The following is a 15,584-nucleotide window of genomic DNA, read 5'->3' as shown; positions in this document are numbered from 1 at the left end:
GCGATCATGTGCGGCATAGTGGCCTTGCGCAGCTTCGCTGGCGACACGGACTGGCAGGCGCGCGCCGGCCGCGCGCTGGATGCGCTGGCGCGGCGCGGCCCGGATGCGCGGGGCCTGCTGTGCCTGGAGCAGCCGCTGCCGACCGCGCTCGGCCATCGCCGCCTGGCGATCCTGGACCTGAGCAGCGCCGCCGATCAGCCGATGCGCTGCGCCGACAGCGGCAACGCGGTGGTCTTCAACGGCGAGATCTACAACTTCCTGGAACTGCGCCGCGAGTTGCAGGCGCTCGGCCACCGCTTCCGCACCGACAGCGACACCGAAGTGATCCTGCATGGCTGGCGCGCCTGGGGCGAGGCGTTGTTCCCGCGCTGCAACGGCATGTGGGCGGTGGTGGTGCTGGAGCAGGCGACCGGCGACCTGATCTACTGCCGCGACCGGCTCGGGGTGAAGCCGCTGTATCTGCACCACGATGGCCGGCAATTGCTGCTGGCCAGCGAGATCGGCGCCATCGCCGCGGCGCTGGGCGGATATCCGCCCCCCCACCCTGGCGCGATCTTCGATTTCCTGGTCGCCGGCCTGTCCGATCACCGCGGCGAGACCTTCTACGCGGGCATCCGCGCGGTGCCGCCCGGCTGGCTCTACCGCGTCTCGCCGTGTGGACACTCGCGCCGCCGCCGCTATCACCAATGGCCGTTGCCCGGCGAGGCGGAGCCGCTGGACGCCGACGCCGCGCGCGCGCTGCTGGAGGACGCCACGCGCCTGCGCCTGCGCTCGGATGTGCCGAGCGTGGCGCTGCTGTCCGGCGGCCTGGACAGTGCGATCCTGACCCGGATCGGCCTGCAGGCCGGCAACGCGCCGCGCACCTGTTTCGCCGGCGCCTTCACCTATGGCTACCGCGACAGCGCGCAGGCCGCGTTCGACGAGACCGCCCCGGCCGCGGCGCTGATGGCCGAGTGGGGCCAGAGCGCGCGCCATCATCTGCACCGCGCGCACGCGATCCCCGACGAGGACGAACTGCTGGCGCTGGTGGCCGCGCAGGAAGAGCCGTTCTGCACGCCGTCGATCCTGGCCAGCTTCCGCATGTACCGTGCGATCCGCGAGGCGGGCTTCAAGGTCGTGCTCAACGGCGAGGGCGCCGACGAACTGTTCGGCGGCTACGTGCGCGTGTACCTGGCCCTGGCCGCGCGCAGCGCCGTGCACGGCGCGCGCCTGCCGACCCTGCTGCGGCTGCTCGGCAGCGGCGCGGTCGATCCGCGCCTGCTGCTCAACCGCCTGGCCTGGGACCTGCCGGCGCCGCAGCTCGGCGCGCTGCTGCGCCGGCAGCGGCCGAGCGTGGCCTGCATGGCCGCCGGCCTGTGGCACGACCAGGCGCCGCGCTTGCGCGCGTTGCAGGCCGATCGCCGCGGCGATGTGCAGGCGCGGCTGCGCGGCGATGTGCTGGCGACCAATCTGCCGATGGTGCTGCGCATGACCGACCGCAACAGCATGCATGCTGGGGTGGAGGTGCGTGCGCCGTACCTGGACTGGCGGTTGGTGGCGCGCGCGCTGGCCACGCCGGCGCCGCAGCGGATGGGCGACTATCACGGCAAGGCGCTGCTGCGGCAGGCGTTCGCCGCGGACCTGCCGCAGCGCATCGTGGGCCAGCGCAAGAGCACCGGGTTCGGCCACGCCGAGCAGTTCCTGGTCGATCGCATGCCGTTGCAGCGGGCGCTGGCCTCGCTGCCGCCGGGGCTGGGCGCGTTCCTCGATCTGGGCCGCTTGCGGCACGAACTCGCGCAGGGCCGAGCGCACAGCACGCTGTGGTTCGCGGTGTCGGTGGCGCTGTGGTATCGGAGCGTCTATGCATAGGCAGGCGACGCCGATCGGCGCGGATCTGGCGCCGGACGACGGCCGCTGCCGCTGCTGCGGCGGCACCCAGGCGCAGCGCTCGGTCTGGCCCGAGGTCTACCTCGGTGCCGGCCAGGAGCTGCGCCGGTGCGGATTGTGCGCGGCGGCGTACCTGGCTCCGGACTTCAGCGATGCCGCCTTGGCGCGGTTCTACGCGCACGACTACCGCCTCCTGTTTCCGATGGAGGCGCCGTGGCGCAGCGAGGCGCGTTTCTTCGCATGGCGCGGCGATTGCCTGCTCGCACAGCGCCGCTTGCGCCGGATCTCGCCGGACCTGCCACACGGCGCCCGTGTGTTCGAGATGGGCTCGGGCTTCGGCGCGTTTCTCGGCGCCGCTGCGGCCGCCCGGGCGGACCTGCGGCTGTCGGCATGCGAGCCCGACCTGGCGCACCGCGCGCGCCTGCTCGACGGGGCGGCCGTGCGGTTCCTGCCGCAGTTGCACGCGCTGGCCGATGCGAGCGTCGACGCACTGGTGGCGTTCCACGTGCTGGAACACCTGCCCGATCCGCGCGCGTTCCTGGGCACGCTGGTGCGGGTGCTGGCGCCTGGCGGCCAGGCCTGGATCGAGGTGCCGGACGTGATGAGCGACTGGCGTTCGCGCAACTACGTGCATCCGGCGCACCTGAGCTATTTCTCTGCCGCGCTGCTGCAGCGCCTGGCACTGGCGGCCGGACTGGAGGTGGTCCGTTGCGGCCCCTGTCCGGGCGGCGGGGCGCTGGCGGAGAACCTGTGGGCGCAGCTGCGGCGCCCGCTGCGCGCGCGCGCAGCCACGCCGCTGGCGGCCGCGACGGCGCAGGAACTGCGCCTGCTCGACGCGCGCCTGGATAGCGTGCCGTGGCGCGCCCGCGATCGCCTGCGGCGCCTGCTCAAGCGCGCCGTGGTGCGCATGTTCGGCAGCGGCCTGCCCGGCGAGCTGCAACGCTGGCGCGGGCGCCGGCGGGTGCTGGAGGAAGAGCGCGATGCGCTTCCCTGAGTTCCAGCAGGCGCTGCTGGCGCAGTACGGCGAGGAGGCCGCGGCGGCACGCCACGAGGTCTACTTCCTGGCGCGGCGCGGGCGCAGCGCCGGCCTGCGCGCGGCGCTCGCCGCGTTGCGCGATGCCTGGCTGTGTTGGCGGCTGCCGCGCCGCTCGCCGCCGCTCGCCGGGTGGGCGGCGCTGGCGACCTTGCCGGGCAGCAACGGCTGGGGTGCGCTGGCGCCCTGCGTGGCGGACCTGACGCGGCGCGGCATCGCCTGCAGCGTGCTGATCCATCCGCGCCTGCGCGGCCAGGTCGCCGGCGAACTGCCTGCGCGGCCGGCGGCCGCGGCCTGGCGCCACGCGCTGGGCGCGTGGCGCTTGCCGCGCGGCGCCGGCCGCGCACACGTCGCGCCGCTCTGGCTGGTGCGCTGCTGCGTGTTCCGGCAACGCCTGTGGCGCGGCGCCTGGGCGCGCACGCTGCGCTCGGCCGCGCCAGGCGCGGCGCTGCTGCTGCACAACGATGTCGACCTGTATGCAGTGGCCGCGTTGCAGGCCGCCGGCGAGCGCTGGCGCAGCGTCTGCGTGCAGCACGGCCTGCCGACCGACGAGTTCTTCCCGGTGCGCGCGCAGCGCCATCTGTTGTGGGGAGAGAGCAGCGCGCGGGCCTACGCCGGGCGCGGCGTGGCGCCCGCGGCGATCGGCTACGGCCCGGCCCGGCCCCTGGCCGAGGCGGCCACCGCCACCGCGCCCACCGTGCTGTATCTGCTGTCGCAGACGCATACGCCGATCTATGGCCGCGCGCTGGCGGCGGATTTCCTGGCGCTGGCGCAGGCCCTGGCGCGAATGCGCCTCGCCGGGATCGCGCTGCGCATCCTGCTGCATCCGGAAGAAGCGCGCGGCGGCCATCCGTATGCCGGAACCCCACTGGCGGCCTTGTGCCGGACGCCGCCGCATCCGTTGCTCGATACCGAGGAGGCGCCGGCGCTGGTGGTCGGGTTCTGTTCCACCGCGCTGCTGCAGGCCGCCTGCCGCGGTCACTACGTCATCGGCATGGCGTGGCCGGCCGCGGCGTCGGCGGACGCGCTCGCCATCGGCCGTCCGCCGCGGCAGGTCGCCGATGCGGCGGAACTGGGCGCACTGCTCCTTGCGTTGCGCCAGGACGTCCGCGCGCGGCAGGCTTTCCAGCAGCGCCAGCGCGGCTGGCTGCAGCGCAGCTTCGCCGCCGATGCACAGTGGCCGCAGCGCCTGGGCGGCGGCGCATGAAGCGCGCGTACCTGCTGCTGCTGATCCTGTGGGTGCACATGGGCGATCTGCTGGCGGCCTGGCTGTATGCCGGCGGCGCCTGGCCCGCCGCCGCGCTGCTGCGCCCATTGCGCGATGGATACGTGCTGGCGGGCGCGGCGCTGTGCCTGCCGACGGTGCGCATGCCGCGCGGGTTGCTGCTGGCGATCCTGGCGTTCGGCGCGATCGCGGCGGCCTATGCGCCGGTAGGCTATGCGTACGGCCTGCCGGGCGGCGTGGTGCTGGGGTCGTTCGGCGTTCTGGTGCTGCCGATGCTGTTCCTGCTGGTCGGCTACGGATCCATGCCGCATCCGCAGGACTGCCGCCGCGCGGCGCGCTGGCTGTTGTGGCTGGGCGTGGCCAGTGCGCTGTTCGGCGTGTGGGACATTGCGCATACCGAATTCTGGGTGCGTGGCGTGCGCCTGCCGGACTACCTGGCCGAGGTCAAGGGCGTGCTGCCGAAGGACACCGATCCTGACACCGGCCTGCCGTGGAACTTCTTCGGCGGCGAGCGCTATGCGCGCCGCGCCGCGGGCCTGCTCGCCGCGCCGCTGGCGCAGGGCCAGTTCCTGTTCACCGCGGCGCTAGTCGCGCTCGGCCTGTGGCAGCGGCGCCGGCCCTGGCGCGCGCTGCTGGCCTGCGCCGGTCTGTTCGTCGGCATCTGGATGTCGGGCACCCGTGGCGCGATGCTGGCCGGCAGCGTCGCCGTGCTCGGCTATCTGCTGACCTCGCGCGGGCTGGTCCGCTCGGCCGCGGCGCGGGGGCTGCTGGCCTGCGCCGCGCTGCTCGCGATCGCCTGCGCGTCCTACGGCATCGTGGTGATCTCGGTGAACTTCCGCGACGGTTCCACCATCGGCCACTGGTGGGCGCTGCAGCGCAATCTGGCCGACCTGCACCAGGTGCTGCTGTTCGGCGGCGGGCTGGGCCGCCAGGGCGCCGTCGCCGCGCGCCAGTCGCTGACCGACCTGGGGGGCGGCGAGGGCGCGCTGTTCAGCATCGCCTACCAGATGGGGCTGCCGGCCGCGCTGTTGTTCCTGGCCTTCGTCGGCGGCTGCCTGCGCATGTTGTGGCAGGCGCACCGCGCGCACGGCGATCCCCTGGCGCTGGCGACCTTCTGGCTGCTGTGCGGGATGGCGACCACGCTGGTGTCCTCGGACAACGCGCTGACCGTGTCCGGCGCCGGCGGATTCTGGCTGTTGCTCGGCGGGGTGCTGCGCCACTGCCGGGAGCTGCCGCGGCGCCTGCCCGCCGGCGCCGCGGCCACGGCCTGCGCGCCGGCCGCGGCGCAGGGCTGAGCCGGTGCGCATCCTGCACGTCTACAAGGATTTCGCGCCGCACGCCGGCGGCGGCGGCGTCGGCCGCCATATCCACGGCGCGGCCACGCTGGCGGCGCAGGCAGGGCATGCGTTGCGCGTGGCCGCGCCGCTGGCCCAGGTGCAGGCGGCGCGGCACGGTTATACGGTGGTGCGCGCCGGCGCGTTGCGGCTGTGGCCGCAGATCGGCTGGGCCGACGTCGTGCACGTGCATGGCGCGCGCACCCCGCTCGCCGCGCTCGCCGCGGCGTTGGCGCGGCTGCGCGGCAAGCGCGTGGTCTACACGCCGCACTGCTACTACGACGACGATGCCGGCCTGGGCAAGCGCCTGCGCAAATGGGGCTGGGACCGGCTGATCGAACGTGCGCTGCTGCGCGGCGCCGATCGCGTGGTGCTGCTGTCGGCATACTGGCAGGACTATCTGCAACGGCGCGGCATGCCGGCCGCGCACCCGCTGCTGCTGCCCAATGCGGTGCTCGCGGCCGAGCTGCCCGCAGCGCCTGCCGCCGCGCCGCGCCTGGCCGGCGCGCCGGCGCTGTTGTCGCTGGGACGGCTGGATGCGGTCAAGCGCCTGCACGATGCGATCGCGGCCCTGGCCGGGCCGGGCATGGAGCAGGCGGTGCTGCACGTGGTCGGGCGCGGTCCGGACCGCGCGCGGCTGGAGGCGTTCGCGGTTGCGCACGGCGTCGCCGCGCGCGTGCGCTTCCACGGATTCGTCGCCGATGCCGAGGCGGCGGCGATGGCGGCGGCCGCGGATGTGTTCGTGCTGCCGTCGGCGGTGGAGGGGATGCCGACCGTGCTGATCGAGATGCTGCTGCTCGGCTGCGCGGTGGTCGCCAGCGACATCCCCGGCAATCGCACGATCCTGGCCGAGGTCGGTCTGCACGCTGCGCTGTATCCGCTGGGCGACGTCGCCGCGCTGGTCGCCTGCATCGCGGTCCAGCGGCAGCGCCGCCCCGCCCCGCAAGTGGCCGTGCTGGTCCGCGCCGGCTTTACCTGGGAAGGCCTGCGCCCGCGGGTGCTCGCGCTGTACGATGCGCTGGCCGTACAGAAGCCTGCACCTTGACCGACGCTGCCGTCCGCCTGCGTTTCCTCGACTGCCCGCTGGATCTGCTGACGCCCGGGCAACTGCTGCGGCGCGCGCAGGACGCGGTGGACGGCGGCGCGCCGCTGCGCATCGAAGGGCTGAACGTGGCCAAGCTGATCGACGCGCGCGCGCAGCCGCCGCTGCGCGCGGCGCTGGAGCAGGCCGAGGTGGTGCATATCGACGGCGGCGGCATCAGCATCGGCCTGCGCTGGCTGCAGCAGGAGCCGCCGCCGCGGCGCGCCGGCATCGACCTGATGCAGGACCTGTGCGCGCAGGCCGCGCACTGCGGCGCCGGGGTCTATCTGCTGGGCGCGCGGTCCGCGGTGGCGGCCGCCGCGGGCGAACGCTTGCGCGCGGCGTCGCCGGGATTGCGCATCGTCGGCGCGCGCGACGGCTATTTCGGCGACGCCGAGCTGCCGCAGGTGATCGCGGCGATCCGCGACTCGGGGGCGCGCTATCTGTTCGTCGGCATCAGTTCGCCGAAGAAGGAACTGTTCTTGCAGCGGCACTGGCGCGAGCTGGGCGTGGCGCTGGCGATGGGCGTGGGCGGTTCGTTCGACGTGCTGTCGGGCATGTTGCCGCGCGCGCCGCGGCTGATGCAGCGCTTCGGCATGGAATGGCTGTTTCGCCTGGCGCTGGAACCGCGGCGCCTGGCCTGGCGCTACCTGCGCACCAATGTCCTGTACTTGCTGCTGTTGCTGCGCGCCCGGCTGAGTCGGCGCTACCGGGCGCGCGCGTTGACCCGCGGATGAACCCGCGGCCGGGTTCGCCCGCCGCGGCCGCGGCGCGGCCGCCACAGACGCTGCTGGTGGTGCTGTGCCTGGGTGCCTACCTGCTGTTCTGCCTGCAACAGGTGGTGCTGACCGGCCGCTACTTCGGCGTCGGCCTGTCGCTGGGATCGATGGCCATCCGCGGTTTCGCGGTGGGCGTGTCGGCGTGGGCGCTGTGGCGGCATGGCGTGCCGGCGCGCCTGCGCCGGCCGCTGCTGGCAATCCTGGCCTGCATGGCGGCGCTGGCGGCCTCGGTGCTGGCCTCCGACCATCCGGCGCTGGCGTTCAAGTTCGCGGTGCGCTACGCGACCGCCTTGCTGTCGTTGTGGGCGCTGCTCAACCTGGCCGTGGCGTGCCCGCGCTGGCCGCGCGCGGCGACGCTGGCGGCGTCGATCGCGCTGTGGCTCAACCTGGCGCTCGGGGTGGCGGTGCAATGGCAGTGGGCGCCGGCGCTGCGCCTGTCGCTGGCCTTCCATGCGCAGGACACGTTCAAGTACCTGCCGCGGATCTCGGGCATGTACGACCATCCGGCGATCCTGGCCGCCACCGCCGTGGTGGTGGCGGTCCTGGTCCTGCGCCTGTACCGCCGCGGCGACCTCGGCCAGGTGGCGCTGATCGCGGCGCTGCTGGGCGCGGTGGCGGCGCTGGCGCTGACTCAGGTCCGCAACCCGCTGTTGCCGGTCGGCGGATTGATCGTCTGGTGGGCCTGGCCGCGGCGCGGCGCGGCGCGCGGCAGACGCCACGCATCCTGGCTGGCGTTGCTGGGCCTGGCCGCGACCGCCGGCTTCGTGCTGTGGCGGCGCTACGCGGAGATGACCAGCGCCGTGCACGAAAGCGCGCTGACCGCGATCTCGCTGGGACGCACCTACCTGTGGGCGGGGGCGATCGAGGCCTGGCGCAGCCACCCCTGGTTCGGGCTGGGCGCCGGCGTGTTCCAGTTCCTGGCGCCCGACTACACCGGCGGGCGTTTCGATCGCGGCGAACTGCATGCGCACAACCTGCTGCTGGCGGTGCTGTCCGAGACCGGGCTGTGCGGCCTGCTGGCCGGCCTGGGTCTGCTGTACGCGCTGTGGGCGCCGCTGTTGCGCGATGCCGCCGGGCGCGGTTGGGCGCTGATCTGGTTGCTGCTGCTGCTGGGCCTGGGCGTGTTCGATTCCTACCTGCCGTTCTACCCCTTCGCGCTGCACGCGGCGCTGGCCGTGGCCTCGCTGTATGCCAGCGGCGGCGACGGCGGCCACCGGCTCAACGACGCACCGCGATCCACGACTTGGTGAGTCCGCAGAAGCGTTCGCTCGTCAGCGCGCTGTCCGGAAACAGCCGTGCCATGTCGCGGCGGGTCAGCAGCCGGATCTCGTCCACCAAGCGGCGCGCCTGCGCGCGCGTGGGCGGCCGTTCCATCCGGCCCAGGGGGATCCGGTACAGCAACTCGGCCTGCCAGGCCGAGGGCAGGAACTGGATCCCGGGCGCAAGGTAGTGCGGCTCGATCGGGAACCAGTAATTCGGGGTCTGGACGTAATGCCGCGGCGCCACCCGCTGGATCTCGCCGGCGAAGGCCTGCATGCGCGCCGCATCGCCGACGTGCTCGATCACCGAGTTGGAGTGGGCGATGTCGAACGCAGCGTCGGCGAAGGCCAGCGCACAGCCGTCGCCGCGCTGCACGTGCAGGTGCGGGCATGGCGGCGATACCGGATCCGGCTCCAGGTTGACGATCGTCACCTCGCAGGCATGGTGCGCGAAGAACGCCTGCGGGACGTGCGCCCAGTAGGCGGGCGTGCCGCCGACGTCGATCACCCGGCAATGGCCCTGCCGGCGATGGCAGCCGCGCACCAGTTCCAGGAACGTGCGCAACCGCCGCGCACGCAGCCGCGCGCTGAGCGATGCCGGGTCGTTGTAGTCGGCTTGCGCAGCCAGTCCCATCGCCGGGCCGCCGTTCAGACGTGCTGGACGCGAAGGCGCGGCGCCTGTCGCCGGTCCTCCATCGCCAACAGCGCATCGAGAATGCTACGGAAGGCGTACCCGTCGCCGAACGGGTTGCGCCAGGTCACCGAGCGCGCGAGCAGCAGGTCGGCGGCGCGGCGCAGGCCGCGTTCGTCCAGGCTCAGCGGCAGTTCGGCGCCGCCGACCTGCAGCGTCTCCGGCCGTTCGGTATTGGTGCGCAGCACCAGGCATTTGCGCCGCAGGATGCAGGCTTCCTCCTGGATGCCGCCGCTGTCGGTCATGATCAGCGCCGCGCCCTGCTGCAGCGCCAGCATGTCCAGATAACCGACCGGGCCGATCGCGCGCAGGGCGCGATGGCGGGCGGCGGCGGCGGCGCCCAGCGCGGCCAGGCGCGGATGCATCGGGAACACCAGCGGCCGGCCGGCGGCGTCGGAAATCGCCGCCACCGCCTGCATCAGCGCGGCGAAATGCTGCGGATCGTCGGTATTGGAGCGGCGATGGCAGGTCAGCAGGTGGTAGCCGCCTGCGCGCAGTCCCAGCCGTTGCAGGATGTCCGAGCGCCGCAGCGCGGTCTGCGCATGCGCCAGCGTCGCGTCGGCGACGGTGTTGCCGGTGATGCGGATGTTCGCCGCAGGCAGGCCTTCCTCGCGCAGGATCTGCGCCTGCAGCGCGGTCGGGCAGAACAGATGTTCGGAGAGGTGGTCGATCAGCACCCGGTTGATCTCCTCCGGCATGCGCTGGTCGCGGCTGCGCAGCCCCGCTTCCACGTGCGCCACCGCGATGCCGAGCCTGTTGGCGGCCATGGCGCCGGCCAGGGCGCTGTTGGTGTCGCCCTGCACCACCACCACGTCCGGCCGCGTCCGCGCCAGCACCGGTTCGATGCCGCACAGCATGCGCCCGATCTGCGTGGCGTGCGGGGCCGAGCCGACGCCGAGGTTGTGGTCGGCCGGCGGCAGGCCCAACTCGTCGAAGAAGATGCGGTCCATCGTCTCGGCGTAATGCTGGTTGGTGTGGATGATCGAGAAGCGCAGCCCCTCGCGCACGCTGGCGGCGATCAGCGAGGCCAGCTTGATGATTTCCGGGCGGGTGCCGAGAACGTAGCTGATGTGCATTGGAATCGGACTCCCCTGGCTCGGCATCAGTAGGCGTCGCGGTCGAACAGCACGATCGCGGCGGTCTGCGCGATGATGCTCAGGTCCAGCCACAGCGACCAGTGCTGGATGTAGTGCAGGTCGTATTCGACGCGCTTGCGCATTTTCTCCAGCGTATCGATTTCGCCACGCAGGCCGTTGACCTGGGCCCAGCCGGTGAGGCCGGGCTTGACCCGGTGGCGTTGCAGGTAGTTCGGGATCAGGTCCTGGTACTGCGCGTGGTGCGCGAGCGCATGCGGGCGCGGGCCGACGATCGACATGCGGCCCTGCAGCACGTTGAAGAACTGCGGCAGCTCGTCGAGGCTGGTGCGGCGCATGAAGGCGCCGAAGCGGGTGACCCGAGGGTCGCCGCGCGCGGTCTGCGGCGCGGCGGACGCGGCGTCGTGCACGTGCATGCTGCGGAACTTCCAGACCTCGAACGGCTGCCCGTCCCAGCCGTGCCGCAGCTGCCGGAACAGCACCGGCCCGGGCCCGGACAGCCGGACCCCCAGCGCCAGCGCCAGCAGCAGCGGACCGGACAGCAGCAGGATCAGGCCGGCCAGCAGCTTGTCGGTGGTTTCCTTCAGCAGTCGCGCCGCGCGCGGCAGCGGGCGTACCGACAGTTCCAGCAACGGCGCGCCGGCCAGCTCGGCCATGCCGTGGTGGATCGTCCGGAACGCGAAGATGTCCGGGATCCAGCGGACGTCCACGCAACTGGCGCCGAGCTGGCGCACGCTTTCGCGGATCAGCCCTTCCTCGCGCATCGGCCAGGTCAGCCAGACCTCGGCCACGCCATGGCGCTGCAGCCATGGCGGCAGCGCGGCGATGTCGCCGCCACGAATCGCCGCCGGCACCGGCACCAGTTCCAGCCCGGACCACGGGCCCTGGCGGATCCGCATGCCGACCTGCTCCACGCGCTCCGGCGGCCCGAGCAGCACGATCCGGCGCGTGCCCACGCCATGACGGTGCAGCCAACGCAGCAGCCGGTCCATGGCCAGGCGCACGCCGACCAGGCCGAGCACGCCGAACCCGGCCCAGTATGCAAACCACAGCCGGGAAAAACTGGGACCGGTCTTGCTGAGGAAACTCAGCGAGGCCAGCACGCCCAGGACCACGCTCCAGCCCAGCAGCAGCCGGCCCAGCATCATCGCCGGCAGCGCCAGGCGCCAGCTGCGGTACAGCGCCAACTGCGAGAACACCAGCAGGGTCAGCAGCGCGCCGGCGAGCAGCGCATACGGGTAGCGGGGGGCGTCCGGCAAGCTCGCGTGGCCCACGCGCAGGGCATAGGCCAGCAGGCCGCTGCCGATCACCACGGCCACGTCGGCCAGCTTCAGCGCCGACACCGCCAGCGCCATCGCGTCGCCGACCAGCCCCGGGGCCGCCGCCGCGGCGCGCGGCAGCGGCCCGCGCAGCGATCTCATGCGCCACGGCCTCGTCGGTCGCACGCCCGGGATCCGGCCGCCGGCCTGTCTTGCCCTTGCTCCCACCACTGTCCTGTCATCCTTGTGCCCTGTCGTTGCCGTCTCCGAACGATGCTCCGCAGACGCTGCGGTACAGCGCCAGATAGGCGTCCACCATGCCGGCGGCGGTGAACAGCCGGCGATACCGCGCCTGCGCCCGCGCCCCGTAGACTGCCGCGGTCCGTGGATGGTCCCATAGATAGCGCATCGCGTCGCGCAAGGCCACCGGATCGCCCGGGGCCACCACCAGCCCGGTCTCGCCAGCGACGTTGACGAAGCTGGTGCCGGTGCCGATTTCGCACGAGATCATCGGCTTGGCGTGCATCGCCGCTTCCAGCAGCGCGATCCCGAACGCTTCCGAGCGCAGGTGCGAAGGGAACACCAGCGCCTCGCACGCGGCCAGCAGCGCATGTTTGTCGGCTTCGTCCAGCTGCCCGAGGAAATGCACGTGGGCCAGGCCGCGGCGCTGCGCCTCGCACCGCAGCGCCCCGGCTTCCGGGCCGTCGCCGACGATCGCGATCGGAATCTGCGCGCCCTGCGCGGCCTGCAGCAGGAAGGTCAGGCCCTTGTAGTAGCGCAGTACGCCGACGAACAGCAGGAAGCGCGGGCCGAGCCGCGCGCGCCAGGCCTGCAGCCGCGGCGGCAACGGCGTGCGCGGCGGCGCAACATCCAGCCCGATCGGGATCACGCTGACCTTGGCCCGGTGCTCGTCCAGCACCGCGCTGCTGGCCAGGTAGTTCGGCGAGGTGGCGACGATGCGGTCGACGCTGCGCAGGAAGCGCCGCTGCAGCGGGCGGTACAGGCGCAGCAACTGCCGCTGGCGCACGATGTCCGAGTGGTAGGTCAGGATCGACGGCGTGGCTGCGGACGCCGCGAAATGCAGTACGTCCATGAACGGCCATGGAAAGTGGTAGTGGACCAGGTCCGCGCGCTTGGCCAACTGCGCATAGCGGCGCAGCAGCCGCAGCGAGACCGGCATCGACGCGAACTCGAAGTCGCGCTGCACCCGATGCACGGCATAGCCGGCATGGCGGCAGCTGCCGGCATCCTGCGCGTCGGCGCACAGCGCCAGCACGTCGCAGTCCACGCCCTGTTCCTGCGTCCGCGCGGCCAGCGTATGCACCACTTGCTCGATGCCGCCGACCGACTCGGGCAGCGCGGTCTTGTAGACATGCAGGATGCGCGTCATCTGGCGCGGGCCCGGCTCACGCGGACCATGCGTCGCGGTAGGCGTCGGCGGTGAGTTCCGCGCAGCGCCGCCAGCCGAACTGCGCTGCGCGGCGGCGCCCGGCCGCGGCCAATGCGGCCCGCCACGGCGCATCCTCCAGGCCGCGCGCGAGCAGCGCGGCCAGCGCATCCACGTCGCGGGGGGCGAACAGCGCGGCGGCAGCGCCGGCGACCTCGGGCAGCGCCGCCGCATCCGAGCACAGCACCGGGGTGCCGCTGGCCATCGCCTCCAGCACCGGCAGGCCGAAGCCTTCGTACAGCGACGGGAACGCGAACAGCCGCGCGCCGGCGACCAGCGCCGGCAGGCGCGCTTCCTCAACATAGCCCAGGTAACGCAGCCAGCCGGCCTGTTCGGCCCGGCGCATGCGCGCATGCAGGCCGGCGCTGTGCCAGCCCGGATGGCCGGCCACCGCCAGCGGCCAGCGCGCGCGCAGCGCCATGGGCAACTCGGCGTAGGCGCGCAGCAGCGTCTCCAGGTTCTTGCGCGGCTCGATGGTGCCCAGGAACAGGCCGTAGCCGTCGTGGTGCAGGCCCAGCGCGTGCAGCGGCGCGGCCAACTCCGCCGCGGCGTGCGGGCGGAACGCGGCACTGGCGGCCAGCGGGACGGCGCGGATGCGCGCCAGCGGCCAATCGAACCGGTCGGCGATCTCGCGCCGCGAGAACTCGGAGACGGTGAGGATCAGCCGCGCGCGGCGCAGCGACAGGGCCAGTTCCTTGCGCATGTAGCGCACGCGGTCGGCGCGGTGGCATTCGGCCCAGCGGTAGATCGAGATGTCGTGGAAAGTGGCGACGCTGGGACCGTCGAAGGCGGGCAGGTAGTAGTTGCAGCCATGCAACAGCGCCGCGCCCTCGCCGCGCAGCGCCCTCGCCCTGGCCAGGTTGTGCAGATGCCGGTAGGCATCGGCGGCGGCGTGGACCCGCGACAGGCGGTCGCGCAGCCACGGCACCACCGCCGGCGCCGCCACGGGGTCGGGCAGGCGTTCGCACAGGCGAGCGCCATGCAGGAAACGCAGCGAGGTGATCTGCGGCAGCGCGGCCAACTGCCTGGCCAGTTCCTGCGTATAGCGGCCGACCCCGGTCAGCGGATGCCGGATCGATTCGGTGGCCAGGATGATCCTCACCTAGGCGAACAGGGCGGCCAGCCGCGCCACCGCCGTTTCCGAGGCGGCTCGGTCGGGCGTGGCGTTGGGATTGCCGAAGTCGCCATCGGCCTGCGCCTGCACCAGGATGCCGTCGCGGCGCGGCACCACGTCGAGGTTATGGCCGCGGTAGGCCAGCCCGTAGATCGCCTCCGGCTGCGGCACTAGCCGCGCGGTCTGCCCACGCACCGGCGCCAGGCTGTCGTTGCCGAGCAGGGCGCGCGCGCCGTAGCCGGTGGCGTCGACCAGGGTCTTCTCGCGCAGCTCGGCGAACTGGCGCGGGCTTTCGAAGTCGTGTGTCGCGAACTCGCCGCCGGCGGCCAGGAAATCGTCCATCAGCAGCCGCGCGTAGGCGCGGATGTTGAACGCCAGTTGCGTGTAGCGGCGGCGCACGTGCTGCACCGGGAACGGATGCCGGCCCGGCGCCGTCGGCTGCGCGCGCGGGTGCAGGTCGGCAGGCGCCGCGCTTCCAGCGGCCGATAGTCGGGCCCGCCGTCCGCGCCATGCGCGGTGGGCCGGTCGAACGGCACATCGGACAGCACGTCGCCGTCGCGCCACTCGATCGGGTCGCCGGGCAGGCCGAGCAGGTTCTGGTAGATGCCGAACGAACTGCGCGCCATCCGTTCCCGGCGCCGCGCGAACGCCGGCGTGGCATAGGCGCTGGTGCATACGCGCCAATCCGGCGACCACAGCCCGGTGGCGAACGAGGAGCGCACCGCCGGCGGCCGCTCCCTGGCGCAGACGCGCACGCGCAACCCGGCGCGCTGTGCGACCAGCGCGGTGGTCAGGCCGATCGCGTCGCAACCGATCACCGCCTGCTGCGCCTGGCCGGTGGCGCGCGCCAACTGCGTGGCGATCGCCGTCGATCCTCACGACAGCGACCAGCCGCTGCCCGCCATGGCCGCAGTTGTGGATCAGCGTCTTGCGGCCGCTGCGCTCGGCCTCGATGCGCGGCCCCTGTGCGCGGAACGGGCGCGTACAGGCATACAGGGCCACGATGCGGTCGGCGCTGGCGCGGATCGGCGCCAGCGCTGCCGTTGCCGCGGCGGCGAATGCGGCGCGGGGTGCGGGCGCCAGCGGCAGTGCAGCAGAGCCGCGCGCGGCGGCGACCAGCGCACCGCTGCGCAGGAAGTGTCGTCGATGCATGGCGGGCTCCCGATCGTGACCGGCTAGAGTCTAAGCGAGCGCGTGCACTTGCGCCGTCGTCCGCTGCCGTCGCGGCGCGCGGACGCGCATGTGGCGCGGCAGTGCGATTGCCATCACAGGCGGTGCGCGCCGCGCGGCGGCGCATGCCCTGGTCCGGCTTCAGCGCCGAGTCGGTTTCGGCGTTGCCTGTGCCGCGCGCGCCGCCTACCGTGGGGCCACCCCATGCATGCGGCGACGTCCGCAGGAGTTC

12 protein-coding genes and 1 pseudogene are annotated in these 15,584 nt (G+C 73.2%); 7 read left to right on the top strand and 6 right to left on the bottom strand.

Annotated elements, in window-relative coordinates; all coding sequences use genetic code 11:
• Window positions 1–6 precede the first annotated feature (6 nt).
• Genes asnB through G4Q83_RS17210 form a run of 7 tightly spaced genes read left to right on the top strand, consistent with a single transcriptional unit; the run spans window position 7 to window position 8,568 of the window.
• Window positions 7–1,848 carry an asparagine synthase (glutamine-hydrolyzing) gene (asnB, locus tag G4Q83_RS17240; RefSeq protein WP_128419092.1) on the top strand — a complete coding sequence of 614 codons (1,842 nt, stop codon included), beginning with the start codon at window positions 7–9 and terminating at the stop codon, window positions 1,846–1,848.
• Window positions 1,841–2,860 (top strand): class I SAM-dependent methyltransferase, encoded by a 1,020-nt coding sequence (locus G4Q83_RS17235; RefSeq protein ID WP_128419093.1) that lies wholly within the window; start codon window positions 1,841–1,843, stop codon window positions 2,858–2,860. Before asnB ends, G4Q83_RS17235 begins: the two co-directional genes overlap by 8 nt.
• Entirely contained in the window at window positions 2,847–4,106 is a 1,260-nt protein-coding gene (locus tag G4Q83_RS17230; protein ID WP_128419094.1) for a hypothetical protein, read from the top strand. The genes G4Q83_RS17235 and G4Q83_RS17230 overlap by 14 nt, the downstream gene beginning before the upstream one ends.
• Window positions 4,103–5,419 carry a hypothetical protein gene (locus G4Q83_RS17225; RefSeq protein WP_246432143.1) on the top strand — a complete coding sequence of 439 codons (1,317 nt, stop codon included), beginning with the start codon at window positions 4,103–4,105 and terminating at the stop codon, window positions 5,417–5,419. Before G4Q83_RS17230 ends, G4Q83_RS17225 begins: the two co-directional genes overlap by 4 nt.
• A 4-nt stretch (window positions 5,420–5,423) precedes the next feature.
• Window positions 5,424–6,503: a glycosyltransferase family 4 protein gene (locus tag G4Q83_RS17220; protein ID WP_128419095.1), complete on the top strand. Its 1,080-nt coding sequence runs from the start codon at window positions 5,424–5,426 to the stop codon at window positions 6,501–6,503.
• On the top strand, window positions 6,500–7,276 hold the full coding sequence (locus G4Q83_RS17215; RefSeq protein ID WP_128419096.1) for a WecB/TagA/CpsF family glycosyltransferase: 777 nt from the start codon (window positions 6,500–6,502) through the stop codon (window positions 7,274–7,276). Before G4Q83_RS17220 ends, G4Q83_RS17215 begins: the two co-directional genes overlap by 4 nt.
• Window positions 7,273–8,568: an O-antigen ligase family protein gene (locus tag G4Q83_RS17210; protein WP_128419097.1), complete on the top strand. Its 1,296-nt coding sequence runs from the start codon at window positions 7,273–7,275 to the stop codon at window positions 8,566–8,568. The genes G4Q83_RS17215 and G4Q83_RS17210 overlap by 4 nt, the downstream gene beginning before the upstream one ends.
• On the opposite strand, the gene G4Q83_RS17205 is transcribed toward G4Q83_RS17210, so the two are convergent.
• The 6 genes and pseudogenes from G4Q83_RS17205 to G4Q83_RS17180 all read right to left on the bottom strand — a co-directional run bounded on the left by G4Q83_RS17205 (window position 8,537) and on the right by G4Q83_RS17180 (window position 15,334).
• Window positions 8,537–9,211, bottom strand: a complete 675-nt coding sequence (locus G4Q83_RS17205; protein ID WP_128419098.1) for a methyltransferase domain-containing protein — start codon at window positions 9,209–9,211, stop codon at window positions 8,537–8,539. The two genes, G4Q83_RS17210 and G4Q83_RS17205, sit on opposite strands and share 32 nt — an antisense overlap.
• Before the next feature lie 14 nt (window positions 9,212–9,225).
• A complete protein-coding gene (gene wecB, locus G4Q83_RS17200) occupies window positions 9,226–10,344 on the bottom strand; it encodes a non-hydrolyzing UDP-N-acetylglucosamine 2-epimerase (RefSeq protein WP_128419099.1) in 1,119 nt (372 codons plus the stop codon).
• 26 nt (window positions 10,345–10,370) lie between these two features.
• Window positions 10,371–11,783, bottom strand: coding sequence for an undecaprenyl-phosphate glucose phosphotransferase (locus G4Q83_RS17195; protein ID WP_128419100.1), 1,413 nt, complete (start codon window positions 11,781–11,783; stop codon window positions 10,371–10,373).
• A gap of 76 nt (window positions 11,784–11,859) precedes the next feature.
• Window positions 11,860–13,011 (bottom strand): glycosyltransferase, encoded by a 1,152-nt coding sequence (locus G4Q83_RS17190; protein WP_170069126.1) that lies wholly within the window; start codon window positions 13,009–13,011, stop codon window positions 11,860–11,862.
• A 16-nt stretch (window positions 13,012–13,027) separates the two neighbouring features.
• On the bottom strand, window positions 13,028–14,170 hold the full coding sequence (locus G4Q83_RS17185) for a glycosyltransferase family 4 protein (protein ID WP_128419101.1): 1,143 nt from the start codon (window positions 14,168–14,170) through the stop codon (window positions 13,028–13,030).
• Window positions 14,171–15,334 (bottom strand): annotated as a pseudogene (locus G4Q83_RS17180) (FAD-dependent oxidoreductase).
• Between the last annotated feature and the right edge of the window lie 250 nt (window positions 15,335–15,584).

Origin of the sequence: Xanthomonas theicola (assembly GCF_014236795.1) — a bacterium.
Classification (GTDB): domain Bacteria; phylum Pseudomonadota; class Gammaproteobacteria; order Xanthomonadales; family Xanthomonadaceae; genus Xanthomonas_A; species Xanthomonas_A theicola.
The sequence above is the reverse complement of the archived record's forward strand: the minus strand, read 5'-3'. Positions and strand labels throughout refer to the sequence as shown.

Excerpts from the sequence above, each read along its gene's own strand:
- G4Q83_RS17235 (WP_128419093.1), top strand. The coding sequence starts at position 1,841 with ATGCATAGGCAGGCGACGCCGATCGGCGCGGATCTGGCGCCGGACGAC.
- G4Q83_RS17205 (WP_128419098.1), bottom strand. The coding sequence starts at position 9,211 with ATGGGACTGGCTGCGCAAGCCGACTACAACGACCCGGCATCGCTCAGC.
- G4Q83_RS17195 (WP_128419100.1), bottom strand. The coding sequence starts at position 11,783 with ATGAGATCGCTGCGCGGGCCGCTGCCGCGCGCCGCGGCGGCGGCCCCG.
- G4Q83_RS17190 (WP_170069126.1), bottom strand. The coding sequence starts at position 13,011 with ATGACGCGCATCCTGCATGTCTACAAGACCGCGCTGCCCGAGTCGGTC.
- wecB (WP_128419099.1), bottom strand. The coding sequence starts at position 10,344 with ATGCACATCAGCTACGTTCTCGGCACCCGCCCGGAAATCATCAAGCTG.
- G4Q83_RS17225 (WP_246432143.1), top strand. The coding sequence starts at position 4,103 with ATGAAGCGCGCGTACCTGCTGCTGCTGATCCTGTGGGTGCACATGGGC.
- asnB (WP_128419092.1), top strand. The coding sequence starts at position 7 with ATGTGCGGCATAGTGGCCTTGCGCAGCTTCGCTGGCGACACGGACTGG.
- G4Q83_RS17230 (WP_128419094.1), top strand. The coding sequence starts at position 2,847 with ATGCGCTTCCCTGAGTTCCAGCAGGCGCTGCTGGCGCAGTACGGCGAG.
- G4Q83_RS17210 (WP_128419097.1), top strand. The coding sequence starts at position 7,273 with ATGAACCCGCGGCCGGGTTCGCCCGCCGCGGCCGCGGCGCGGCCGCCA.